The following is a 25198-nucleotide window of genomic DNA, read 5'->3' on the forward strand; positions in this document are numbered from 1 at the left end:
TTGGTTGATGCTCAGAGATCGAAGAAGACGGTCTCGCGCTCACCCTGGAGGTGGATGTCGAAGACATAAACGATCTCCCCTCCCCGCTCTTCGCGCCGGGCGATCAAGGTCTCCCGCCGCTCGCGCGGCTCGATGATGTTGAGCACTGGATCCTGCGCGTTCGCCTCAGCCTCGTCGGAGAAGTACATACGCGTGCTGAGCCCAATGTTGATGCCTCGCGCCACCAGCCAGACGTTCACGTGCGGCGCCATGGGCCGGTGCCCCCTGCGGCCAATGACAGGGCCGGGCTTAATGGTCTCGAAAGTGTAGAGACCCGTCTCGAAGTTAGTCCCGGTTCGGCCCCAGCCACGGAAGGTGGGATCGAGGCGCTTATCCTCCTGCCGGTCGGCAGGGTGGTTGTAGCGGCCGTCCGCATTTGCCTGCCAGATCTCAACGAGGACATCCCGCGCCAGCGCTCCCAAGCCATCAAAGATCCGCCCCTCGATGCGGATGCGCTCGCCGACAGTGTCAGGCCCCACCAGAACATGACTGAAGTTCTTCTCAAAAATAACGAACCCAGCCTGGTGCGGGATCAAGCCGATATGCACGTAGGGACCGGCTGTCTGGGACGGGCTTTCCTTGTACGGACGCGACGGAATCATGGCTCTAGTTCCCCTGCAACTTGTTTTCGAACAACGTGGACCGGCGGCCACGCAGCACAATGTTGAAGCGGTAGGCGAGGCAATCGAGCGGCACAGCGGCCTCCAGATCAAGAGGTGCAATCAAGCGTTTGACTGCTTCCGGGTCCGGAATGGTTCCGGCAATCACATCCTGGCGCAGGAGCGGATCACCTTCGAAGTACATCTGGGTGATCAGCCGTTGGGCGAAGCCGGAGCCGAACACCGAGAAGTGGATGTGGGCCGGCCGCCAGCTGTTGACAAAGTTCCGGAACGGATAAGCCCCAGGCTTGATCGTCCGGAAGGCGTAGTACCCCTCTTCATTGGTCAGGGTGCGCCCGCACCCGCCGAAGTTCGGATCGATTGGCGCCAGATAGCGGTCATTGACATGGCGATAGCGACCGCTGGCATTGGCCTGCCAAAACTCAACGAGAGTGTTCGGCACGCCTCGCCCGTTCTCATCGAGGACGTGCCCGTGGACAATGATCCGCTCGCCCTGCGGTTCGCCATCCTTGGCATAGTTCAGGATCAGATCGTTATCGAGCGGGCCGATGTCCTCGGGACTGAAAACAGGTCCGGTCACTTCCGAAAGGGAGTTCTGCAGAGACCAGAGCGGGATGCGCGGAGACCGCAACACACTTGTCTTGTAATTGGGCGTGAAGGCGGGCGGGTGAAGGCTGCGATCGCGCTGGATGAACTCGCTCTCAGGTCCCATGCCTTCGTCCTGATAGAATGCCGTGGGACTCCTGCGGATGCTGTCGACAGTCATGGAATCGCTCCTGGACATTCAGTGCTTTGGCATTGCGGGGTCCGGCGCCAGTCGGGTTTGTGCGGCAAGACGGATCGGGGCGTTAACCGCACCAAACCCCTGGTAGCCACGGCGCTCGACAATTTCGAAGAAGAACCCATTCTCCAGAGTTTTCGTATAAACCTGGAAAAACTCTGCCGCACCCTCACGGTCGTAGAGGATGTTGCCGGCTCGCAGCCGCTTGATCTCCTCTTCCGACAAATCGGTACGTGCCTCGAGGTCCTCGTAGTAGTTCTCAGGAATTGGTAGCAGGTCGACCCCATTCGCTTTTAGCCGTTCGACTGTCGCGAAGATGTCAGAGGTGGCCAGTGCGATGTGCTGAACCCCTGAGCCGAACATATCGGTCAGGAAGCGGGATGACTGGGTCTGCCGGCTCTGCGAAGCGTTGAGAATGAGGCGTAAGGCTCCATCCTCGGTCTCCATCACCTGGCTTTGCACGACGCCGCCAGGGTCGATCACGTTCTGGACTGGCGTTTTCTGCACATCGACCAGAGAGACGTAGAACAGGAGCCACGTCAGCATCTCCTCATAAAACATCGACTGGGACACATGATCGAAGGCGGTGAGCCCCGCGCCCGTAAAATCGCCATCAGTCACACGCTCGAAGTCAGTGTCCCAAAGACGGTCAAGGCCGCTTTTTTGATCGACGAAGTAGATCAGGCTCCCGCCCAAACCGCGAACGGCTGGGATGTCCAGCTCACCCGGGCCCACAGCCTGCCTGAAGGGCTGGTCCAGAAGTCGGACGGCGCGATTGATCGTCGCTGGTGCATCATCGACCCGCAACGCGACGGCGCAAACCGAAGGTCCATGCGTGATGTTGAAGGAATGGGCAAAGCCCTCCTTGTCACGGTTCACCACGATATTGATGTCACCCTGACGCCAATGTGTCACGTCCTTCGAGCGATGTTTGCCAGCCTTGGCAAAGCCGAGCCCCTCTAAGACATGCTCGAAAGGTTTCGCGCTTCTCTCGTCCATGGCAAACTCGACGAATTCTACGCCGTGGCAAGTCGCGCGAGGGGGGAGCTTGGGCAAACTCTTTACCGGAACCGCCGTCCGTCGCTGGAGCTGATCGAGTATGAAGAGCAGCGAGCGCTGACCGTCGAGCGCAACGCTTCGGGCGGATCCTGCCCGGAAACGGTCGTTGAAGATCTCAAGCGAGAGCAGGCCATCGAAGCCCGTTGCCTGCAGGGCATCCATGAAGGCATCGATGGGCAGATCCCCCTGCCCTGGGAAGCAGCGGTAGTGCCGGCTCCACGACAAATAATCCATATCGAGCTCCGGCGCGTCGGCCATCTGGACAAGGAAGATCTTGTCTTTAGGGATGGAGCGGATCGCCGTCAGGTCCGTCCCACGCGCGAGAATGTGAAAGGAATCCAGGACAAGACCGACCGCGGGGTGATTGGCACGGCGGACGACCTCCCAGGCATCGCGATAGTCGTTGACGTGGCGGCCCCAGGCCAGCGCCTCGAAGGCAACCCGCATGCCGCGCTTCGCTGCTCGCTCACCGAGCTCGTGGAAGTCCGCAGCAGCCCGGTCTATACCGCCAACGCTGTCGGGCGAGACATTGCTGCAGACCATCAGGAAGTCACAGCCGAGTTCTTGCATGACATCGAACTTCCGCTCGGCACGTGAGAATACCTTGGCGCGCTTTGGCTCCGGCATCCCCTCGAAGTCCCGGAAGGGTTGGAAGACAGCTGTGACGAGGCCAAGGTCCCCGACCATACGGCGCACGTCCGTTGGCGTCCCATTGAAGGACAACAGGTCGTTCTCGAAGATCTCAACGCCCTTGAACTGAGCTGCCGCGATAGCTTGGAGCTTTTCGTCCAATGTACCGCTGAGACAAACAGTGGCGATGGCGGTTTGCACGGCTTTGCTACCTTCGTTTTGCGAGATGCGGGTGGTTGTGCTGGCGGCGGTTGTCCGCCAGCACGCATAACATTTGGTAATGGCTCAGCGTGTTGCGCGGGACTTCTCGACTTCCGCAAAGAGTTCCTTAGACGCGGCCTCGTTCGCTTCCTTTGCAAACTTCTCCGTGACCGGCTTCACCTTGTCACGCAGTCGTGCGACCTCCTCCGGCGACAGTTCCGTCAGCTGCATGCCCTGGGTCTTGAGCTGCTCAACCGCCTTGGCCTCGGCGTCACGGGAGACCTGACGCTGGTAGACTTTCGCCTCCGCAGCGGCCTCCTCAATGAGCTTTCTCTCCTCAGGGTCATAGCGATCCCAAACGCGTTTGCTGAAGATCAGGATCTGCGGGTTGTACACGTGCCGGGTGAACGTGAGGTGTTTCTGGACCTCGGCAAACTTCGACGTCTGGATGACGGTCGCGGGATTTTCCTGACCGTCGACGGTCTTCTGCTCTAGGGCCGTGTAGAGCTCCGGGAATGGCAGCGGGACCGCGTTGGCTCCGAGGGTATTGAACAGATCGATGTAGAGCGGCGACTGCACCACGCGAACCTTGAGGCCCTGAATATCCTCGAGCTTCGTCACAGGACGTCGGCTGTTTGTGAGATTGCGGAAGCCCAGATCCCAATAGCCGAGGCCGACAAGGTTCTTGGGAACGAGAGACTCCGAGAGCTTCTGGCCGAAGGGGCCGTCCACCACGGCGTCCGCCTGCTTCGCACTGTCGAACAGGAACGGCAGGTCAAAGAGGCCAAACTCCTTGACCTGGCCGACGAGCAGCCCAGCATTCAGGACTGTGATATCGATGGTGCCGCCCTGGAGGGCTGAGACGGTTTGCAGGTCGCCACCGAGCTGGCCGCTGGGGAACAGACGGACCTTGATCTTGCCGCCACTCTTCTGCTCGACCAGTTCTGCAAACTTCTTGGCCCCCTGTCCTTGTGGGTGCTCCTGCGCGTTCTGAAACGCGAAGCGAATGGTGCGCTCTTTGATTTCGGCGTTCGCTGATCCTGGCAAGAGAAACACGCTGCTCAACAGGACGCTGCAGATGATTTTTCCGAAATGCTTCATAACTCTGATCTCCCTCACGTTTCCTCAGGATGGTTTGTCGGTGCACGGCACCATGGTTGTGGATTGTCGTCTGCTACCCTCCGATCAGTTTGGCGGGCCACATCACGAGCTGCGGGAACAGCACCATCAGGAACAGCACGACAAGTTGCGCCAGCAGGAAAGGCCACACGCCCTTCATCAGGTCTTCCATGCTGATGCGCGAGACGCCGGCCACGACATTGAGCACCGTGCCCACCGGCGGCGTGATCAAGCCGATCGAGTTGTTCACGATGAACAGGACGCCAAAGTAGACCGGGTCGATGCCTGCCGCCTTGATCACTGGCATCAGGATGGGCGTCAGGATCAGGATCGTCGGGGTCATGTCCATGGCCGTGCCAACGATCACCACAATCACCATGATGGCAATCAGCAGCATCGTCTGGTTGTCCATGAACGGCTGCAGCAGGTCGATCACGGAAGTGGCGATCTCCGATACCGTGATCAGCCAGGCCGAGACCAGGGCTGCGGCGACCAGCAGCATGACGACGGCCGTTGTCTGGGCCGAAGTCACGAAGACGGCGAACAGCTCCGCGATCTTAAGCTCGCGGTAGACGAACACCGCCACGATCAGCGAGTACACCGCCGCCACCACGGCCGCCTCGGTGGGCGTGAAGACACCAAACTTCAGCCCGAAGATGATGATGAAGGGCAGCATCAGGGCCCAGACGCCTTCCCGAAGGGCGCGACCGATCTCGCCTGCAGACCTCTTGGGCGGGCTGACGATGGTCTCCTTGCGCACCTCCCACCACCAGGCGAAGGCGAGGCCGAGGCCGATGAGGATCCCGGGCACCAGGCCGGCCAGAAACAGCTTGGTGATCGACACGCCGCCCACGACGCCGAAGATCACGAAGCCGATGCTGGGCGGGATCACCGGTCCGATCACCCCAGAGGCGGCGATCAGCCCGCCGGAGCGCGCCTTGTCGTGGCCGGCCTGCACCATCATCGGCACGAGCAGGGCCGAGAGCGCCGCTGCATCCGCCACCGCTGATCCCGACAAGGCCGAGAGGATGCAGGCGGCGAGGATTGCCACGTAGCCCAGGCCACCTTTGACATGTCCGACCAGCGCGAGAGCGACATTCACGATTCGCTTCGACAGACCGCCGGTGTTCATGATCTCACCGGCCAGCATGAAGAAGGGCACGGCCAGCAACGGGAAGCTGTCGGCGCCGTTGATGATGTTCTGCGCCACGATCTGGGCGTCGAACAGGTCCATGTAGACCATCAGGGCGATGCCGCTGATGAGAAGGGCATAGGCGATCGGCATGCCGATCGCCATGGTGCCGAGAAGGGAGCCGACGAAGATGGCGATGGTCATGACTGCGCCCTCCGCGGTGCGGATGCGGGAGCCTGGGGGGCGAGCTCACTTTCGCGGCGATCGCGCTCGGCGAGCTCGTGCTGCAAGGCCTCAAGCTCCTCCTGCTCCTCCGACTCTTTGACCATGACGAGTTCCTCGTCGGAGAGTTTCCCGGTCAGGGTTCGGTAGAGATCGGCCAACAGAATTAGCCCCGTTGAGATACCGAAAACCACACCAACGCCGTAGAACCAGCCGGTTGACAGACCAGAGGCCGGTGCCGCCACATCCCAGTTGATCAGGGTCTGCTCCCAGCTGCCTTGCAGGAGCAGCCACGTGGCGTAGAGCATGAGGACCTGGCTGACGATGAGGCAGGCACGTTTGCCTACATTGGGCAGACGCTTGACCAGGGTGTCCACGCCGAGATGACCGCGCGCTCGCAGGGCCACAATCGCGCCGAGAAAGGTGAGCCAGACGAACAGCCAGCGCGAGAGTTCTTCGGAGACAGTGATGCCCGAGTTGAAAGCGTAGCGCAGCACCACATTGCCGAAGACCAGGACCACCATGATCGCCAGGAAAAGAGCAATCAGGATCTTCAGCAGCTTAAAGTAGCCTTCCACGATCATGTTCATGGGCGTTTCCTCTGGTTTGCGTCCTTATTGGTTCTATTTGATCTGGACGCGTCACATCGACTGAAAGTGTTGCTTCATTCTCTCCGGATCGGGCTCAATGCCGGTAAAAAGACGGAAGGCTCCGACAGCCTGGAAGACAGCCATGCCGCCGCCGCCCATGGTGCGGCAGCCCAGGGCACGGGCCGTTCGCAGCAGTTGCGTCTCAAGGGGGAAGTAGACAATGTCCGCAACCCAAAGGCCTGGCTGCAGAAGAGGCGCGGGAAGTGCCATGCCCGGATATTTGGCCATTCCGACGGGCGTCGTGTTGACGATGCCGTTCGCACGCGACACTGCTGGCTCAAGGTCATCGGCCGCCGCAGCGCGCTCGCCGCCGAAGCGCTCGCACAGTTCGGAAGCGAGCTGCTTAGCACGGCTTTTGTCCGTATCGACGATCATAAGCGTGCCGACGCCAAGGGTCAGCAGGGCGTGTGCCACAGCGGCACCCGCGCCACCGGCCCCGAACTGCACAACGCGATCGCGGCCGAGATCCATCAGTTCGCGCTTGAAGCTTTCCGCAAAGCCCCACCAGTCGGTGTTGTGTCCGATGCTGCGCCCCTCGCGAAACACGACCGTATTGACAGCACCGAGGGCTTGGGCATCCGGTGTCAGTTCATCCATCAGTGGGATGATGGCCTGTTTGCAGGGGTATGTGACGTTCAACCCGGCAAAGCCCATACGTTGGGCACCTGTGACAAGCTCGGGCAGAGATTCCGGCCCGAGGCGGAGCACATCGAGATCGATCAGCTTGTAGATGTAACGGAGGCCCTGCTCGGCTCCTTCCCGCTCATGCATGGCGGGCGTGCGGGAGGCCTGAATGCCGGATCCGATCAGACCAACCAGGACAGATTGGGCGGAGGCGTACTGTGCTGCCAGGCTAGAGTTGCCGATGCTGCCACTGCCGGTCTCAGCCGACTGGAAACGGACAGTATCTGCATGAAGCATGGGATCAGCGTGTCGGATGCCTTCGATGGGCATGACCATGATGTCCCTCTTGGTGCTCCGACGCTTAGGTCGGAGCAGTTTCCTCATTATTGCCCGGGATCGAGGCATTTCTCTGCTCTCGACTGCTTGCGTCCGCCGGGCGACGCCATTAATGTACGAACTAGTTAGTATAGTCAACAGGGGTCGTCGGTGTTTTTTACGTGCGCCTCTACGCCCTTAGGCGAACAGATCTTACGCGTTCCAGTGAGTTTGGTACTTGGGAGCTTTCACGTTGACGCTAAGGCGAACTTGCTCTCAAAACAGGCTTGGGTCTGAGCCATTTCCCGAGAGGATTAGGTGAGAAGAGGCTGGTCGATGGTGTGCTATGAAGGATGTAACCGCCATGCATGACGTTAAACCTTCCAGTCATGCCGCGAAGCGGTCGACCTCCGGCCGCGGCGGGTACGATCCCGAATTGACCCGGCAGAACATCTTGGCAATAGCAACCAAGGAGTTCGCAGAGAAAGGCTATAGCGGAGCACGCGTCGACGAGATCGCCGCCCGGACGAACACCAGCAAGCGGATGATCTACTATTACTTTGAGGATAAGGAAGGATTGTTCGTTGCGGTGCTCGAAGACGCCTACCGGCGTATCAGGCAGATCGAAGCGACCCTGGATTTAGCCGGTCTTGAGCCCGAGGCGGCGATCCGAGCTCTTGTGGGCTTCACCTTTGATTACCAGAACTCGAATGAAGACTTCATTCGTCTCGTCATGGTCGAGAATATCCACCAAGGCGTCCATCTCGCACGCTCCCGAGCAATCCAGGAACTGAACGTCTCTGTGATCAACACGCTGCGAGGCATCTACGAGCGAGGCGTCAAGGATGGAATCTTCCGGAAAGGCATTGATGAGATCGATCTGCACATGACGATTAGCGCGTTGTGTTTCTTCAACGTCTCGAACCGTGCAACTTTCTCTCAAATCTTCAAGAGAGACATGGCGTCAGCGGACATGCTCGCCAAACGGCGGGAAACCGTAATTGATACGGTTATCCGCTATTTGAGGAAGTGATGTTCCGGTGGCTGGGGCATGGCGACGCCGACGGTCAGCCCAGAAGTGCTGCGTAGCGTTGACGACGAAGTCCCTGGTGGGTTTGGTCCGCTTCTCCCGCAACCTTAACCATTTTGGCGACGAACTGGCCAAGCAGCTGAAGCAGTGAATGTGTGCGGATTCTTGTCTTGTGGTTGGGCAGGTCTTGAACAGGGAAATGGGTGGTGGCCATGAGAGGATCCTTCTCAGAGAGAACGTGACCTCAGGCGTTTCCTTCTTGATCTTTCTAAGGAATATGGATCGGCTTGCCGCTCTGCACCAGAGAAAACGCCACATAGTTCGCCTGCGCAGGATGCATAACACAAGTGTTGAAGGCTTAATTATCTGCACCCTGCGCAGGCATTGGTCTCAACAGCAGTGGGGATGTCCAGAGTATGATTGCGCGTCTGAGGGAGGCATTTCGTGCCATCGGCTCATGCCTCCAGCCGACTCGGCCAAGGTTTGGATGAGAATTGACGTTTTTGGCTCGCGCTGTTGGATGCGACCCGGGCAACGGCCCAAAGCAGTTTGTGGAGCCGCGTTTTTCACTGGAAGTGCAACCTCAGAACCATCTTTAACCCACAGCAACAGGAAAGCCACTATGAGCCGCATCGTCTATGTCTTGAATGGCCCCAATCTGAACCTTCTCGGAAAGCGCCAGCCGGCGATCTACGGGCATGAAACCTTAGCAGACGTAGAGGCAGAATGCCGCCGCGTCGGGGCTGAACTTAAGCTTGAGATTGAGTTTTACCAAAGCAATGCTGAACATCAGATCATTGACTGGATCCACGAAGCGCGGGAGCGGGCGGGCGGCATCGTCATCAACCCGGCAGCCTTTACCCATACGTCTGTCGCGATCCTTGATGCCCTAAACACCTGCGAGTTCCCGATCATTGAGGTGCATATCTCGAATGTGCATAGACGGGAGGCGTTCCGGCATCATTCCTATGTCTCAACCGTTGCCTCCGGGGTCATCGCTGGTTTCGGGACGCAAGGTTACCAATTGGCTCTTCAGCGGCTTGCGCGTCTCATTGACGAGAGCCAACAATAGCTTCGGCTCCAACGACCATTTGTGCTCCTGCCCGACGCAAAGGTTTAGGGGAGTAAGATCATGCTGTCAGACCCGTTGCAGGGTGAAACGGTCGGCGAAACCGCCTATCGCCGGATCCGCTTGGACATCGTGTTCGGCCGGCTCATCCCGGGCGAGAAGCTCAAGCTCGACCGGATCAGTGAGGCCTATGGTGTAAGTATCAGCACACTACGGGAGCTTCTGAACCGGCTGTGCTCAGAGGGCTTAGCCGTTGCTGAAGGCCAGCGTGGGTTTGAGGTGGCGCCCGTCTCGGCAGGGGACTTCCGGGAAGTGGCGGCCATGCGTCAGCTCCTTGAGTGTCACGCCCTGGAGCAGTCCTTCCAACGGAGTGATCTGGATTGGGAAAGCCGGGTTGTCGCCGCCCATCATAAGCTATCAGTGATGGAGAAGCGGATGCTTGCTGGCGACCACTCCGAGCCAGAGATCTGGAAGCAATTCGACTGGCAGTTCCATCACGCGCTGATCTCCGCCTGCGGCTCCAAGGTGCTTCTCGATACGCATGCTGTCATTTATGATAAGTATCTCCGCTACCAGATGGTGGCAGTGGTCTTCCGCGGGGAAGTTGCAGCAAACCAGCATCAAAAACTTCTCGAATGCTCGCTGGCACGGGACTTCGCGACGGCCCAACAGGTTTTGATTGATCACATTCAGGGTTGCGTCGAGGATGCCCTTGCCCGTGACACGGACTGGGTGACGACGTTTGCTTCCAAACGAGCGTTGGACCTGACAAATTTTAGTGACGCACGAGGCAAACAAGTCAGTCGGCGAGCTGGCCGTCCTGCCAGAGCGCGATCAACTTCAGCATAGGTCAATAGGGATTGGGCAGCCTTGGCGTGATCTTGGAGCTGTGGCTTCGAGGTGCCGACAATGAGAGCCGGCACCTCCATTGCCAATCGGAGATGATAGAAACGTCAAGACTACTGTTTGGTCGAGCGAATTCGCTCCAACTCCGACATCATCTCTGCTGCACTGGCTTGCCCAAACTCGACGGTGAACTTCTCCCGCACGGCCTTGGTCTTCTCCCTCAGCTTTGTCACTTCGGCCTCCGGCGAGGTCGAAAACTCCACCCCCTTAGATTTGAGCTCATCGAGAGCAGTAAGTTCAAACCCTCGAATGGTCTTACGCTCAAAGTCCTTGGCTTCCTTGGCAGCTTCGGTGATGAGTGCCTGCGGCACCGTCAGGTTAATGAGTTGACGTCACAGAGCGCCACGGGATCAGCCGGTCAGAAGCCAGCAACAAGGCCCGTCACCTCGGCCCAAGTCGTAAAGGCCTGGGCTCAGGAGGTGCGATGTTCTGCGGCAGTAGTGTTAGCGGTGCGGTGGAAGAGGTTTGCGACCTGATCATGAATTGAGAGAAAGCGCTGGGCCTGCCCCGCTGATTTGAAGCGCTTCATCTGTCGTTCGCGTCGGCGGGTGGGCTGGTGTGAGTTTTCCGCCCGGTTATTCAGATGGGGTTGTCTAATCGCAGCTCATTGATCAAGTCCTTTCTCGTCATTGCTCAACGATGTCCTTGCCGGTCTTGTGACCGGCAAGGACGGGAGGCCGATATTGCGGCTGTGCTGCTTATTCGTATTCGTTTGGCGCCATTGATGGCCGGTTGCCGGGAGCAGGGTTGTCTTCGCGGTCGACACTTGGTCGCCGCATGATGGTCTTCGCAGGTGGGGCCTTCCAATGTATTCGACGCAGTCTGCGTGTCGATGACGCGCACCTGCAATCCCATCAACGGAATGGCCTGACCTACGTCCCGGCAGGGACGTCTCGGCGCATCCGACGAGCGGACGCAATCTGGTTGTGGCTCAGCTTCAGGTCATGGCCGGTCTCCCATGCCGCAGTGCGCTTTCAAGCGATCGTGCGGGCGGCTCGATCAAAGAGCGTGCCGGTTTTCAGCATCGTGTGCATGATCACCGCGAGCTTGCGTGCTACGGCCACGGCGGCTCGCTTGAAGCCGATCTTCTCCCTCAGCTTCAGCCCCCAGGATCGGAGCGCACTGTCGGCAAGGCTCCGGGTCAGGATCACCGTTGCCGCCTCGTAGAGGAGGCCGCGCAGATGCTTGTCTCCGCGTCGCGAGATGTGGCCATCGTAATCGACTTCGCCTGACTGATACCGTCGGGTTGTGAGGCCGAGCCACGCGCCCACTGAGCGCGATGTCCTGAAGTTCTCCGGATCTTCGATCGCCGCGGTGAAGGACGCTGAGGTGACCGCGCCAATCCCGGGGACCGACATCAAGAGCTGGCACGATGCGCTCTCCCGCGCGGCGGCGACAAGCTGTCGGTCGAGCTCGGCTGCCCGGACACGCAGGCTGCGCCAGGCCTCGAGCAGAGGCAGAACGATCCGCTCCAGCCCGCTGTGACCGGCAAGCAGACCGCGGACATTGGTTTCAAACACGCGACCGGCCCCCTTGGGAACGACCAGCCCGAAGGTCTTCATGAGCCCGCGGATCTGATTGGCCAGCTCGGTCACGGATTTTAGCAGTTGACCGCGCGCGGCCACCAGCGTGCGGGTCAGCATGCTGTCATACTGCTTGACTCGCACCTCACGGTAGAAGCCCGCCTCTGCGAGCTGCGCCAGGCCGTCGGCATCATTCGCATCAGTCTTGTTCGGTGCCATGTCGAGTGCTGCTTTGGCATGGCGAGCATCGATGCAGATCGCCGGCAGCCCTTCAGCACTGAGGGTATGATAGAACCACACCGACAATGGGCCGGTCTCGAACACCACTCGCTTTGCCGCGGGCGCACGCTTGCGGAGCACATCCGCCAGCAATGTCGGATCCGACGGGCATTTGCCGCGCCAGATCCGTTTGCCATTCTGCCGCACCGAGATCGCCGTCTCTTTCAACGACACGTCCAGACCGATATACTGCGCCATGGTTGCTCTCCGTTCGATGCTTGGGCCCGGCGTCAGGTCGTGAGCCCGTTTCTTCATCTTATCGGGGAGCAACCACCTTTCGGATAGGCATTCGCCTCTGGCGTCTGCGTGACCCAGCCCATACAGGCGACTCGCCCCGCGATTACCCCATGTATTCGGCCTGCCGCCGGAGCCCTCGATTCCCGGTGAGGTGCTGCACTGCAGGCTGATGGTACAACGAGGATCGTTCGCAGCGGCCTCAGGCCCCAGTGGGAGAAGCGCAGCATGAGACACTATGCGGGTTTGGATGTCTCGGTCAAAGAGACTTCGGTGTGCATCGTTGACGAGACGGGGAAGATCTGTCGTGAGGTCAAGGCTCTCAGCCATCCGGAGGATCTTCTGCGGGTGCTGCAGGACGCTGCCTGGCACCTCGAGCGGGTTGGTCTTGAGGCGGGCCCGCTCTCCCAATGGCTCTTCGAGGGGCTTGCCCAGGCCGGGCTTCCCGTTGTGTGCATCGAGGCGCGGCACACCAGGGCTTTTCTCAAAGCTCAGGTGAACAAGAGCGACCGCCACGATGCCCGCGGCATCGCCCAGATGATGCGGGTCAACCTCTTCCGCCCAGTGCATGTAAAGACGCTCTCAAGTCAGAAGCGCCGAGCCCTACTTACCGCTCGCAAGCTCCTGCAGGAGAAAGCCCTCGCGGTTGAGAACGACATCCGCGGATTGTTGCGCAACTTCGGGCTCAAAGTCGGGACCGTGGGGGCGGTTCGGTTCGAGGCGCGCATCCATGAGCTCATCGAGAGCATGCCCGATCTGATCGAGATCATCCAACCGCTGCTGCAGGCCCGTCGCGAGCTGCGCGAGCACTTTGCCACCCTGCACCGGAAGCTGCTGGCCCTGGTCCGCAATGATGAGGTGTGCCGGCGCCTGATGACGGTTCCGGGAGTGGGGCCGGTGGTGTCCCTGGCCTTTGTGGCGACGATCGACACACCAGCTCGGTTCCGGCGCTCCAAGGCGGTGGGGCCGGCCCTGGGGCTGACGCCCGTCCTGCACCAGTCAGGGGAAAGCAGCCGGGTCGGCCGGATCTCATTGTGCGGCGATGCCATGATGCGAACCCTACTGTTTGAGGCGGCTCAGATCATCCTGACCCGAGCCAGCCGCTGGTCCTGGCTGAAAGCCTGGGCCATGAAGGTGGCCCAGCGGCGCGGGCGGGGAAAGGCTGTCATCGCGCTCGCCCGCCGGCTGGCGACCATTCTGCATCGGATCTGGTGTGATGGCACTGAGTTCCGTTGGACGAGAGAGGCTCAGGCGATGTAGGTGCTTGTGGCCGACGAAGACCGTCCGAGCCAGACAGAAAGACAAGGTTCCGCCCCGAGGCGGAGAGCTGTCCCTCGCGGGACGATGAATGAAGCGAGTCCGCACAAAGGTTTGTTCCTTGCGCCCCCGGCACAAAGGACGCTGTTCAGATCGTTCCGCTTCATTCTTCTGACCCCATAGTGGAAGAGCCATCGCGCTGATTCCGGAGAGAAGCGAGAGCCCGCGGGGCAGCCATGTTATGGAGCCAATTAGATCGGAAGCGCTTGACTGAACCCGGCCGAATAGAGAAGCCTTTGTGCTGGCGATGCTCCACGCTGGGCATAACCTTGTTTCTCGCGGCGGCGTAGCTGGCCAGCTTGTCGGTGATCATCACGCGCGGTGTGATACCTTGCTTCTTGAGCAACTTCCGCAGCAAGCGCTTGGCGGCTTTTGTATTGCGGCGGCTCTGCACCAGAATATCGAGCACGACTCCATGCTGGTCGACGGCTCGCCAGAGCCAGTGCTTCCGACCTGCAATACTGATCGCGACCTCATCGAGGTGCCATTTGTCTCCCGGTGCCGGAAGACGCCTGCGGATTTGCGCGGCAAACTCCTGGCCAAACTTCAGGGCCCACTGCCGCACGGTCTCGTGGCTCACCTCGATGCCTCGGGCCGTGAGCATCTCCTCGACCATCCGCAGGCTCAAGGGGAAGCGGAAGTACAGCCAGACAGCATGGCTGATCACTTCAGCTGGAAAGCGGTGGCGGGAGTAGCGAGGATGGCGGGTCGATTTCATTCCTCGCTTGTGCCAGCATCCCCTCAACTCGACGTTAACCTGACGGTGCCGCCGCGAGGAATACCTCCTGCTTGTCACGGTCGAGGCCCACCATCTCGCCGATTCGATAGCGGAAATGATGCCGGTGCGCCTGCGCCAGATAATCGACAGCATGGTGGCCGACATCCATGCTGCCAGCTGCTACCTCATGCAGAAGCGGTTTCCAGATATGGGTCCTCGAGCGCTCGGCCAGCGTCACCTGTGCTTTCCTGCGCCGGCCAAGCCGGTCCCCAAGCTTGGTCACAAGTTGCAGACCCGCCGCGCCTCCGCCGACAACCACAATCTGGTGAAGGGACGGCTCGGCTCGTGGCTGGGTAGGCGGGTCCTGTTGATGTTCCGCGTGTGTATCCGGACTAGGCTCGTCGGACATGGTCATCCGTCCTTTGGGTTTTTCGCTTACACCCGGATCGGCTGTGGGGCCCCTGCCTCAACGACATCATCCTCCACTTTTACGGTCTCAGGCTCGTCAGCTTCGAGGTCCGTCTCCCTGTTGAGACGGCTGTGAAGGCGGTCCTCATCGAGTGCGCCTTCCCACTTAGCGACGACCACAGTTGCGAGACCATTGCCGATTAGGTTGGTGAGGGCTCGTGCCTCCGACATAAAACGGTCGATGCCAAGGATCAGGGCAATGCTCGCGACCGGGATCGTGCCGACTGAGGCAAGCGTCGCGGCCAGCACGATGAAGCCCGAGCCCGTGACTCCGGCGGCTCCCTTGGAGGTCAGCAGGAGAATGGCTATAATCCCCAGCTGCTGCGTCATGGTTAGATCGGTATTGGTCGCCTGCGCGAGGAAGATAGCCGCCATCGTCAGGTAGATGCAGGTTCCATCAAGGTTGAAGGAATAGCCGGTGGGGATCACCAGCCCGACAACCGAGGTCTCACAGCCCAGGTTTTCCATCTTGGCGATCATGCGGGGCAGCACCGATTCCGACGACGAGGTGCCGAGCACGATGAGAAGCTCCTCCTTGATGTACCGGATGAACTTGAAGATGGAAAACCCGCACAGCGCCGCGATTCCGCCCAGGACGCCAAAGATGAACAGCAGGCAGGTGGTATAGAATGCCAGCATGAAGTTGCCGAGCGACAGCAGGGTTCCGACTCCGTACTTGCCGATCGTGAAGGCCATCGCGCCGAACGCGCCAATCGGGGCCAGCTTCATGATCAAGCCGACGATGCGGAAGAAGATGTGACTGACGACATCGATGAGGCGCAGGACCGACTCGCCGCGCTCGCCGAGCGCCTGTAATCCAAACGCGAACAGGATTGCGAAGAACAGCACCTGCAGGATTTCACCAGTCGCGAAGGCGCCCACGACGGTGGAAGGTATGATGTCAAGCAGGAAGCCGATTGTACTCTGGTCCTTTGCTTTTGTGGTGTAGGTAGCGATTGCTGAGGTATCGACAGTTGAAAGATTGACATTCATCCCGACACCGGGCTGCCACAGATTCACGACGATGAGTCCAATTACCAGAGCCAGCGTCGTTACGACCTCGAAGTAAATGAGCGCCTTCAAGCCGACCCGCCCAACCTTCTTCATGTCCTTCATGCTCGCGATGCCATGCACGACAGTGAAGAAGATGATCGGGGCGATCAGCATCTTGATCATCTTGATGAAGGCATCGCCCAAGGGCTTCATCGCTTCGCCGATGGAAGGATAGAAATGGCCCAGGAGAACACCAATCAGGATGGCGGCCAGCACCTGGACATAGAGGTGCTGGTACCACCGGCCTTTATGGTGGGATTCCAGGACTGCCGTTGTCGGGGTCACCGTTGCCATTGCAAATCCTCCCTCCAAGAGGTTCTATTAGGTGTCCTGCGAAGCTGATCCGGCGGCCACCGCTGTCAACGCGGTCATATTCACAATTCCTCTTACAGTCGCTGTGGGGGTGAGGATGTGAGCCGGCCTGGCTGCACCCAGCAGGATGGGCCCGACGCTGATCCCCTGACCTGCCACGATCTTAAGAGCGTTGAATGTGGCATTCGCGGCATCGAGGTTCGGCATGATCAGGAGGTTCGCCTCCGCAGAAAGACGCGCATCGGGGAAGATGCGATTGAGCAACGGCTTGCTGAGCGCCGCATCGGCATGCATCTCGCCTTCAACCTCGAGATCTGGAGCACGGCGGTTGATGAGCTCAAGAGCGTCCCGCATCTTACGGGCGGCCGGGTCACTGGCGGTCCCGAAATTGGAGTGGGATATGAGAGCGGCGCGTGGCGTCTGGCCGAAGCGCCGCAGCTCGGCTGCCGCCAGTACGGCCATCTCGGCGATCTCCTCGGCCGACGGATCGAGGTGGATATAGGGATCGCAGATGAAAACCGTGTGCCGCGGTAGTTGAAGCAGGCTCATCGCCGCGAAGCCATGGGCGTCCTCGGCCAGCCCAATCACCTCCTCAATGTAGCGTAGATGCTGGGTGTAGGCTCCGAACGTGCCGCACAGGAGCCCTTCCGCCTTGCCTCCGCAGAGCAGCATCGCCCCAATTAGAGTGCTGTTGCGCCGCATCTCGGCCGCGGCGACATCGCGCGACAGTCCGTGCCGCTTGCGCCGCTGGTAATAGGTCTCCGTGGCTTCGGCAATGGCATCTTGGTCATCGAAACTGGCGATCTCAACGTGCTGGCCAGGTTGGATCCGAAGGCCGAGCGTTTTGATCTTCTGCGCTATTACGTCCGACCGGCCCACCAGGATTGGCATAGCAAGGCCCTCGTCGACGATCACCTGCGCTGCACGAAGGACACGATCATCCTCGCCTTCCGCGTACACGATGCGCTTGCGGCCGGACTCGGCCGCCGCGGCAAAAACGGGCTGCATCACCGTACCTGAGGTGTAGACAAACCGCTGGAGGGACCGTCGATACTCCTCTAAGTTTGGCAGCGGCCGGGTCGCAACGCCGCTGTCCATCGCGGCCTGGGCGACAGCTGGAGCGACCTTGGTGATCAGCCTTGGGTCGAACGGGCGCGGGATGAGATAGTCCGGACCGAAGCTGATATCCTGCGTGCCGTAGGCAGCCGTGACGACGTCCGACTGCTCGGCCTGGGCGAGTTCGGCAATCGCTCGCACCGCGGCGAGCTTCATCTCCTCATTGATGGTGCTGGCGCCGACGTCAAGGGCGCCACGGAAGATGAAGGGGAAGCAAAGAACATTGTTGACCTGGTTGGGATAGTCCGAGCGCCCAGTCGCGATAATAGCATCGGGCCGGACCTCTTTCGCGAGCTCCGGTCGGATCTCAGGATCGGGATTGGCGAGTGCCAGGATCAGCGGCCTCTCCGCCATCGTCTTCACCATCTCGGGCTTGAGAACACCGGCAGCCGAGAGACCGAGGAAGATGTCGGCTCCCTCGACGATCTCGCCTAGCGTGCGAGCCGATGTCGAACGAGCATACTGCGCCTTCTGCTCGTCCATGGCCTCGGTGCGACCTTCGTAAACGACGCCCTTGGAGTCGGTAACGAGGATGTTCTCCTTCCGCACGCCCAGGCCAACCAGGATATTGAGACAAGCAATGGCCGCAGCACCGGCTCCGGAGCAGACGAGCTTGACGTCCTCAATGCGCTTGCCGACCACCTTCAGGCCGTTGAGGACAGCCGCCGCAGCGACGATCGCTGTCCCATGCTGATCGTCGTGGAAGACTGGGATCTTCATGCGCTCGCGCAGCTTCGTCTCGATCACGAAACATTCAGGCGCCTTGATGTCCTCGAGGTTGATGCCTCCAAAGGTCGGCTCAAGCGAGGCGATGATGTCGACGAGCTTATCGGGATCCGTCTCGTCGATCTCGATATCGAACACATCGATGCCAGCAAACTTGCGGAACAGGCAGCCCTTGCCTTCCATGACTGGCTTGCCGGCCAGTGCACCGATATTGCCCAAGCCCAGCACGGCCGTGCCATTGGAGATCACGGCGACTAGGTTTCCGCGCGATGTCAGGTTCGCAGCTTCGAGCGGATCGTCCTTGATGGCCAAGCATGCGGCCGCCACACCTGGAGAGTAGGCCAGCGCGAGGTCGCGCTGGGTGGTCATGTCCTTAGTAGGCAGGACCGTGATCTTCCCCGGGGTCGGGAAGCGATGGTAGTCGAGGGCCGCCTTGACCAGGATTTCATCTGCGCCTGGTTCGGATGGGTTAATCTCACCGCCTGATGTTTTGAAGTTTATTTCCTGGCTCATGGTTCCTCACTTTGGCACGGCTGGCGGCACGTGGTTTCCAAGACTTTCAGAGGCACGTTGCCTGTTCGCGCCCGACAATCAGCTCAGTGTGCCTTCTGTGGCTGCTTCTTCGGCATGTAGAGATCGGTGATCGTGCCCTCGAAGGCTTCCGCCGCCATGCCAATCGTCTCCGAGAGGGTCGGGTGCGGGTGAATGGTTAGCCCGATATCCTGCGCATCCGCCCCCATCTCGATGGCGAGCGCGGCCTCCGCAATTAGGTCGCCCGCAGACGGCCCGACGATGCTGCAGCCGATAATCCGGTCTGTGGCTTCATCGAACAGAACCTTGGTGAGACCTTCGTCACGTCCAAGTGACAGCGAGCGACCGCTTGCGGCCCAGGGGAACACTCCTTTGCCGTATTTGATCCCCTTCGCCCTGGCCTCGTTCTCGGTCAGCCCGACCCAAGCCACCTCCGGATCGGTGTACGCCACCGACGGGATCACCTTGGCGTCGAAGAACGCGTTCTTGCCAGCGGCGGTCTCGGCGGCAACTTTGCCCTCGTGCACCGCCTTGTGGGCCAACATGGGCTGACCGACGATGTCGCCGATGGCGAAGATATGCGGCACATTGGTCCGCATCTGCCGGTCGACCGGGATGAAGCCACGCTCGTCCACCACGATGCCAGCGTTTTCGGCCCCAATCAGCTTGCCGTTCGGTTTGCGACCAACCGCCACGAGGATCTTGTCGAACATGTCAGTAGCCGGAGCGCTGCCGCCCTCAAAGTGCACGGTCAGCCCGTGCCCGTTGGCTTCGACTCTGGTGACCTTCGCCTTGAGGTGGATGGCCTCATATTGTTTCGAGATCCGCTTCATCAGCGGGGTGACAATGTCCTTGTCGGCGCCTGGGATAATCTGATCCATCAGCTCGACGACCGTTACCATGGCACCGAGCGCGTGATAGACGGTCGCCATTTCCAGGCCGATGATGCCGCCGCCAATGACCAGGAGCCGCTGCGGGATACCGTCCAGCTCAAGTGCTCCCGTCGAGTCGATCACGCGCGGATCATCGTGCGGAATGAAGGGCAGCCTCACCGGCTCCGATCCGGCCGCGATGATGGCCTGCTCGAAGCTCACGATCTTGGTTGCACCGTCCTCCCATCTGACCTCGAGCTGATTCATGGAAGCGAACCGTCCGATCCCCGACACCACGGTCACCTTACGTTGCTTGGCGAGCCCGGCCAGGCCGCCCGTGAGGCGCTGCACCACGCCGTCCTTCCAACCACGTAGCTTCTCGATGTCGATAGAAGGCTCCGCAAAGCCGATTCCGTGCGCTCCCATGCTCCTTGTCTCGTCAATGACCTTGGCGGCGTGCAGGAGCGCCTTGGAGGGAATGCAGCCCACATTCAGGCAGACGCCCCCAAGGCTCGGCCAGCGGTCCACCAGCACGACCCTTTTGCCTAAATCTGCAGCCCGGAAGGCAGCCGTGTAGCCGCCCGGCCCTGCCCCGAGCACCAGCACCTCGGCATGGAAGTCGCCGGTCATAGCGACTGGAGGCTTTGCGGTTGGCGCTGGGGCACTGTGTCCATTCCCTTTCGGTGCGGCCCGAGCCTCGAGCGCCGATGACCCGTAGCCGGCCTGGCCCTGGCCGGGCGCGTGGTTGCTGAGAGGTGCAACGGTGGCACTTGCCCCCCCCTCCATGACAGCGATCACGTCGCCTTGGGAGACACGATCCCCGACCTTAACTCTGACCTCCCCGATCGTGCCGCTGTGTGCCGCGGGCACCTCCATGGTTGCCTTGTCGGATTCCAGCGTGATCAACGGCTCGTCGACCTTGATCGTCGCTCCCGGCTGCACATGCACCTCAATGATTGGTACGTCCTTGTAATCGCCGATATCCGGGATCCTGACTTCAATCGCCTCATACACTCCGCTGGGACTGCCGTAACCGGCTTGGCCTTGACCGGGGGACGGAGTGGCCTCCTCCTTGATCCGCTCCTTGGGCGGAGTGGCGGAGGCTCCCTCCGCGTCCAGAGTGACGATCAGATCGCCTTGGGATACTCGGTCGCCGGCCTTAACCCTGACCTCGCGAACAGTGCCAGCCGCTGTTGCCGGGATGTCCATCGTTGCCTTGTCGGATTCCAACGTAATCAGAGTATCGTCGACGTTGATCTTGCTGCCGGGGTGAACATGCACCTCGATGACCGGGACGTCTTTGAAGTCGCCGATGTCAGGCAGGTGGATCTCGGTCATCGTGCTCATCACATTGTCTCCCAGAGCGCAGGTCGGGTCAGAGAACCAAGCGGCGAACATCCTCCAGCACATGCGCGAGATGGCGCGTGAACCGGGCCGCCAGAGCTCCATCGATCACGCGATGGTCGTACGACACCGAGAGCGGCAGCATCAGGCGCGGCTGGAAGGTCTCGCCATTCCAGATCGGCGCCATTCGGGAGCGCACGACGCCCAGGATCGCAACCTCGGGCGCGTTCACGAGCGGCGTGAACGCCGTGCCCCCAATCCCTCCGAGGCTCGAGATCGTGAAGGAGGCGCCCTGCATGTCAGCGCCCCGAGCTTGCCGTCGCGGGCCTTCTTCGACACCGCGCCCAGTTCCTGGCTGATGTCGCCGATGCCCTTGCGATCAACATCCCGGATCACCGGCACGACCAACCCTTCCGGTGTGTCGACCGCCACCCCGATATGATAGTACTGCTTCAGGATCAGGGCGTCCTTCTCGGGGCTCAGCGAAGCATTAAACTCCGGGAACTCCTTAAGCGCCGACACAGAGGCCTTCATCAGGAAGGCGAGCAGGGTGATGCGATAACCCTTGTCCTTGGCGGCAGCGTCGAGCTCCTTGCGGTAGACGTCCGTCTCGGTGATATCCGCCTCGTCCTGATGCGTGACGAGGGGCACGTTGAGCCAGGCGCGATGGAGGTGCGGGCCTGAGATCTTCTTGATGCGCGGCAGCGGGCGCGTCTCGGTTGGGCCGAATTTGGAGAAACCGACTGCTGGAATTTCCGGGATGCCCATCCCGCTCACCGGAGCAGGCGCCGAGACCGGCGCAGCTGGGCCTCGGACGGCCGCCTTCACATCGTCCTTGGTGATCCGGCCCTTCTCGCCGGTCCCGCGGAGGGTCCCAAGATCGATCTCGAGTTCCCGTGCCAAGCGCCGCACGCCCGGACTGGCGTGCACGTGCCCAAAGTCGGCCTGGGCTCCTGGACCATTCAGCTTCGCGCTGGCCGCCGCCGCGGCCGGCGGCGATGGCTGGCTGGCGGGTGGAGGAGATGGCTCCTGCTGCTCGATGAGTGACGATGGCTCAGGGACAGTGGCGTTGCCATCCTTCAGCAGGACGATGGGATGGCCCTCGCTGACCTTGTCCCCGAGCTTGATCAGCAGTTTCTCAATGATCCCTGAAGAGGGCGCCGGCACCTCCATGGTGGCTTTGTCGGACTCCAGTGACACGAGAGGATCATCCGCATTGACGGGATCCCCTTCTTTGACGTGCACCTCGACGATCGGCACATCCTTGTAGTCGCCGATGTCAGGGATCTTCACCTCGGTTGCCACGGCGTTCCTCCTGTGATCGGGCAACCTCGTTGGGCGGGTCGCCATTTCGATGTCTTCACTACGCGATGCTCAGACTGTCCAGGGCGCGGGTTTCTCCGGATCGATGCCGTACCGGGCGATGGCCTTGGCCACGACGGTGGGCTTCACCGCTCCTTCGTCGGCAAGGGTTTTGAGCGCGGCCAGCGCAATCCAGCGGCGGTCGACCTCGAAGAAATCGCGCAGGCGCTTGCGATAGTCGGAACGGCCGAACCCATCCGTGCCAAGCACGCGGTAACGGCGCGGCACGAACGGCCGGATCTGGTCGGCAAACAGACGCATGTAATCAGTCGCGGCGACAACGGGTCCGTCGCGGCTCTCCAGGCAAGTTTCGACATGGGACTTGCGCGGCTCCTGTGTCGGATGAAGCAGGTTCCAGCGCTCGACCGCCATCGCCTCGCGGACGAGTTCCGTAAAGCCCGGGCAACTCCACACATCCGCCGCAACATTGAAGTCCTGCGCCAGCAGATCAGCAGCTGCAATCACCTCCCGCAGAATTGTGCCGCTGCCGAGGAGTTGCACCCGTGGGGCTTTCCCAGTCCCCTGCGCTTCCCGGAACAGGTACATGCCCTTCAGGATACCATGCTGAGCACCCTCCGGCATCGCGGGATGCTCATAGTTCTCGTTCATCACCGTCAGGTAATAGAAGACATCCTCCTGCTCCGCATACATTCGGCGCAGCCCGTCCTGGACAATGACGGCAACCTCATACGAGAACGTCGGGTCATAGGAGACGCAATTGGGGATCGTGGCCGAGAACAGATGGCTGTGGCCATCCTCGTGCTGCAGGCCCTCCCCGTTCAGCGTGGTACGCCCTGCCGTGCCACCGATCAGGAAGCCTCGCGCTCTCAGATCGCCGGCCGCCCAGGCGAGATCGCCCACCCGCTGGAAGCCGAACATCGAGTAGTAGACGTAGAACGGAATCATCGGCGTATTCGAGGTCGAATACGCCGTCGCGGCCGCAATCCAGGACGACATGGCGCCGGCCTCGTTGATGCCCTCCTGGAGCATCTGGCCGGACCTGTCCTCCTTGTAGAACATGAGCTGGTTGGCGTCCTCGGGCCGGTAGAGCTGGCCTACCTGAGAGAAGATGCCGAACTGGCGGAACATACCTTCCATGCCGAAGGTGCGGCTTTCGTCCGGCACGATCGGGACCACGTGCTTGCCGATGGTCTTGTCGCGCAGCAGCGTGTTGAGCACGCGCACGAACGCCATGGTGGTTGAGATCTCGCGCCCCTCCGTCGCCTTGAGCTGCGCCTCGAAGGCGGAGAGCGCGGGCACGTTCAGAGGATCCGACTTACGTCGGCGCGATGGGAGATAGCCGCCGAGCGCCTCGCGGCGGGCCTTCAGATAGCGCATCTCTGGGCTATCGTCGGCAAAGCGGATGAAAGGCATCTCTTGGAGCTGTTCATCCGTCAGGCCGATCTGGAAGCGGTCGCGGAACTGGCGCAGCACCGCCTCGCCCATTTTCTTCTGCTGATGGGTGATGTTCTGGCCCTCGCCGGCTTCGCCCATGCCGTAGCCCTTGACAGTCTTAGCGAGGATCAGGGTTGGCTGGCCCTTGTGCTTGACGGCGGCTGCATAAGCCGCATAGACCTTGCTCGGGTCGTGCCCGCCGCGGGTGAGCTTCCAGATCTCGTCGTCCGACATGTCGGCCACCAGCGCCAGGGTTTCCGGGTAGCGGCCAAAGAAATGTTCGCGGATGTAGGCGCCATCCTTCGACTTGAAGTCCTGGTACTCACCGTCGACACATTCCTCCATCAGCCTGACGAGCATGCCGCTCATATCCTTCGCGAACAGAGCGTCCCAGCCTGAGCCCCACAGCACCTTGATGACGTTCCATCCTGCCCCTCGGAAGTTGGCCTCGAGCTCCTGGACGATCTTGCCGTTGCCCCGCACCGGCCCGTCGAGGCGCTGCAGGTTGCAATTGATGACGAAGATCAGGTTGTCGAGCCTCTCCCGTCCCGCCAGCGAGATCGCGCCGAGGCTCTCCGGCTCATCCATCTCGCCGTCGCCCATGAAGGCCCAAACCTTGCGGGCTTCAGTCTGGGCAAGGCCGCGGAAGTGCAGGTATTTCAGGAAGCGGGCCTGATAGATTGCCATGAGAGGGCCCAACCCCATCGAGACCGTTGGGAACTGCCAGAAGTCCGGCATCAGCCACGGATGCGGATATGACGACAGGCCCTTGCCGTCGACCTCCTGACGGAAGCTGAGGAGTTGCTCCTCCGTAAGGCGGCCCTCGAGAAAGGCACGAGCATAGACGCCTGGCGAGGAGTGGCCCTGTACGTAGACGAGGTCGCCGCTATGCTCATCCGAGGCGGCCCGCCAGAAATGCATGAAGCCGGTGTCGTAGAGGGTTGCCGCCGACTGGAAGCTGGCAATGTGGCCTCCGAGCTCGGAGGTTTCCTTGTTGGCCTTGAGCACGATGGCGAGGGCGTTCCAGCGGATGGCCGACCGGATCCGATGCTCGATGGCCCTATCGCCGGGATGGGACTCCTGCCGCTCGACAGGAATTGTGTTAACGTAGGGGGTTGTTGCCGAGTACGGAACAGGAGCGCCCTTGCGTCGGGCTCCGTCTATCACTTGTTCCAAGAGGAAGTGGACTCTGTCGGGGCCATCGACCTCCAGAACACCATTCAACGAGTCGAGCCATTCTCTGGTCTCGATCGGATCAAGGTCGCGACTGCGGTCCACCGTGACCTCCCAGGCGCCTCCCGTCAGACGCGGGTGCGCTGATTACTTAGACGTGGGTACGCTGATGACTTGGGTTCGGCCGAACAGCTGTGCTGACTAACCTAGGTTAGCTGGTTGATGTAAACTCAGCAGTAACGCATTCGGTTCCCCTTGTGAAAACTCAGCTGGAGAAGTTCTTGCAACCATTCTCCTCAGGCCTGAATATCTTCCATATCACAGCCATTCAGGACGTTAAGCAGGGCCTTACGACAGGATCCCAGCCGGGAATAAGCT

Annotated in this window: 18 protein-coding genes and 4 pseudogenes; 4 read left to right on the plus strand and 18 right to left on the minus strand. The window is 60.7% G+C overall.

All coding sequences use genetic code 11. The features are described 5' to 3' along the window. Positions 1-11 precede the first annotated feature (11 nt). The 7 genes from pcaG to JO965_RS37445 all read right to left on the minus strand — a co-directional run bounded on the left by pcaG (position 12) and on the right by JO965_RS37445 (position 7413). Positions 12-641 carry a protocatechuate 3,4-dioxygenase subunit alpha gene (pcaG, locus tag JO965_RS37415; RefSeq protein WP_203445865.1) on the minus strand — a complete coding sequence of 210 codons (630 nt, stop codon included), beginning with the start codon at positions 639-641 and terminating at the stop codon, positions 12-14. Positions 642-645: 4 nt separating this feature from the next. Continuing rightward, on the minus strand, positions 646-1371 hold the full coding sequence (gene pcaH, locus JO965_RS37420; RefSeq protein ID WP_203446724.1) for a protocatechuate 3,4-dioxygenase subunit beta: 726 nt from the start codon (positions 1369-1371) through the stop codon (positions 646-648). Positions 1372-1443: 72 nt separating this feature from the next. After that, entirely contained in the window at positions 1444-3330 is a 1887-nt protein-coding gene (locus JO965_RS37425; protein WP_203445866.1) for a bifunctional sugar phosphate isomerase/epimerase/4-hydroxyphenylpyruvate dioxygenase family protein, read from the minus strand. 84 nt (positions 3331-3414) lie between these two features. Next, positions 3415-4431 (minus strand): TRAP transporter substrate-binding protein, encoded by a 1017-nt coding sequence (locus JO965_RS37430; protein WP_203445867.1) that lies wholly within the window; start codon positions 4429-4431, stop codon positions 3415-3417. 73 nt (positions 4432-4504) lie between these two features. Beyond that, positions 4505-5785 (minus strand): TRAP transporter large permease, encoded by a 1281-nt coding sequence (locus tag JO965_RS37435; protein WP_203445868.1) that lies wholly within the window; start codon positions 5783-5785, stop codon positions 4505-4507. Beyond that, a complete protein-coding gene (locus JO965_RS37440; protein WP_203445869.1) occupies positions 5782-6393 on the minus strand; it encodes a TRAP transporter small permease in 612 nt (203 codons plus the stop codon). The genes JO965_RS37435 and JO965_RS37440 overlap by 4 nt, the downstream gene beginning before the upstream one ends. A 51-nt stretch (positions 6394-6444) precedes the next feature. Further along, a complete protein-coding gene (locus JO965_RS37445; protein ID WP_246777120.1) occupies positions 6445-7413 on the minus strand; it encodes a shikimate dehydrogenase in 969 nt (322 codons plus the stop codon). A gap of 343 nt (positions 7414-7756) precedes the next feature. Between JO965_RS37445 and JO965_RS37450 the strand changes: the two genes are divergently transcribed. Next, positions 7757-8425, plus strand: coding sequence for a TetR/AcrR family transcriptional regulator (locus JO965_RS37450; RefSeq protein WP_203445870.1), 669 nt, complete (start codon positions 7757-7759; stop codon positions 8423-8425). Positions 8426-8459: 34 nt separating this feature from the next. Here the strand turns inward: JO965_RS37450 and JO965_RS37455 are convergent, their stop codons facing one another. Then, positions 8460-8636 carry a hypothetical protein gene (locus tag JO965_RS37455; protein ID WP_203445871.1) on the minus strand — a complete coding sequence of 59 codons (177 nt, stop codon included), beginning with the start codon at positions 8634-8636 and terminating at the stop codon, positions 8460-8462. A gap of 408 nt (positions 8637-9044) precedes the next feature. Between JO965_RS37455 and aroQ the strand changes: the two genes are divergently transcribed. Next, a complete protein-coding gene (gene aroQ / locus JO965_RS37460) occupies positions 9045-9494 on the plus strand; it encodes a type II 3-dehydroquinate dehydratase (protein WP_203445872.1) in 450 nt (149 codons plus the stop codon). Between the two features lie 63 nt (positions 9495-9557). Beyond that, positions 9558-10340 carry a GntR family transcriptional regulator gene (locus tag JO965_RS37465; protein ID WP_203446726.1) on the plus strand — a complete coding sequence of 261 codons (783 nt, stop codon included), beginning with the start codon at positions 9558-9560 and terminating at the stop codon, positions 10338-10340. A gap of 110 nt (positions 10341-10450) precedes the next feature. Here the strand turns inward: JO965_RS37465 and JO965_RS37470 are convergent, their stop codons facing one another. The 3 genes and pseudogenes from JO965_RS37470 to JO965_RS37480 form a co-directional block, all read right to left on the minus strand. Then, complete coding sequence (locus JO965_RS37470) at positions 10451-10708, minus strand: hypothetical protein (RefSeq protein WP_203445873.1); 258 nt, start codon at positions 10706-10708, stop codon at positions 10451-10453. A 101-nt stretch (positions 10709-10809) separates the two neighbouring features. Continuing rightward, positions 10810-10992 (minus strand): annotated as a pseudogene (locus JO965_RS37475) (DDE-type integrase/transposase/recombinase); the annotation flags it as partial. A 379-nt stretch (positions 10993-11371) separates the two neighbouring features. Next, positions 11372-12397 carry an IS110 family transposase gene (locus JO965_RS37480; RefSeq protein ID WP_203445874.1) on the minus strand — a complete coding sequence of 342 codons (1026 nt, stop codon included), beginning with the start codon at positions 12395-12397 and terminating at the stop codon, positions 11372-11374. A gap of 264 nt (positions 12398-12661) precedes the next feature. Between JO965_RS37480 and JO965_RS37485 the strand changes: the two genes are divergently transcribed. Beyond that, entirely contained in the window at positions 12662-13693 is a 1032-nt protein-coding gene (locus JO965_RS37485) for an IS110 family transposase (protein ID WP_203445875.1), read from the plus strand. A 277-nt stretch (positions 13694-13970) separates the two neighbouring features. Here the strand turns inward: JO965_RS37485 and JO965_RS37490 are convergent. From JO965_RS37490 to aceE, 7 genes and pseudogenes are all read right to left on the minus strand, one after another. Continuing rightward, positions 13971-14468: pseudogene (locus tag JO965_RS37490) on the minus strand (IS6 family transposase); the annotation flags it as partial. 46 nt (positions 14469-14514) lie between these two features. After that, a pseudogene (locus JO965_RS37495) lies at positions 14515-14790 on the minus strand (FAD-dependent oxidoreductase); the annotation flags it as partial. Between the two features lie 113 nt (positions 14791-14903). After that, a complete protein-coding gene (locus tag JO965_RS37500; protein ID WP_203445876.1) occupies positions 14904-16283 on the minus strand; it encodes a dicarboxylate/amino acid:cation symporter in 1380 nt (459 codons plus the stop codon). A 27-nt stretch (positions 16284-16310) separates the two neighbouring features. Continuing rightward, positions 16311-18656 (minus strand): NADP-dependent malic enzyme, encoded by a 2346-nt coding sequence (locus tag JO965_RS37505; RefSeq protein ID WP_203445877.1) that lies wholly within the window; start codon positions 18654-18656, stop codon positions 16311-16313. Positions 18657-18739: 83 nt separating this feature from the next. After that, positions 18740-20893, minus strand: coding sequence for a dihydrolipoyl dehydrogenase (gene lpdA / locus JO965_RS37510; RefSeq protein ID WP_203445878.1), 2154 nt, complete (start codon positions 20891-20893; stop codon positions 18740-18742). 28 nt (positions 20894-20921) lie between these two features. After that, a pseudogene (gene aceF / locus JO965_RS37515) lies at positions 20922-22195 on the minus strand (dihydrolipoyllysine-residue acetyltransferase). A 69-nt stretch (positions 22196-22264) separates the two neighbouring features. Next, positions 22265-24925: a pyruvate dehydrogenase (acetyl-transferring), homodimeric type gene (gene aceE, locus JO965_RS37520; RefSeq protein ID WP_203445879.1), complete on the minus strand. Its 2661-nt coding sequence runs from the start codon at positions 24923-24925 to the stop codon at positions 22265-22267. Between the last annotated feature and the right edge of the window lie 273 nt (positions 24926-25198).

It is taken from the genome of Microvirga sp. VF16, assembly GCF_016864375.1.
Taxonomy (GTDB): Bacteria; Pseudomonadota; Alphaproteobacteria; order Rhizobiales; family Beijerinckiaceae; genus Microvirga.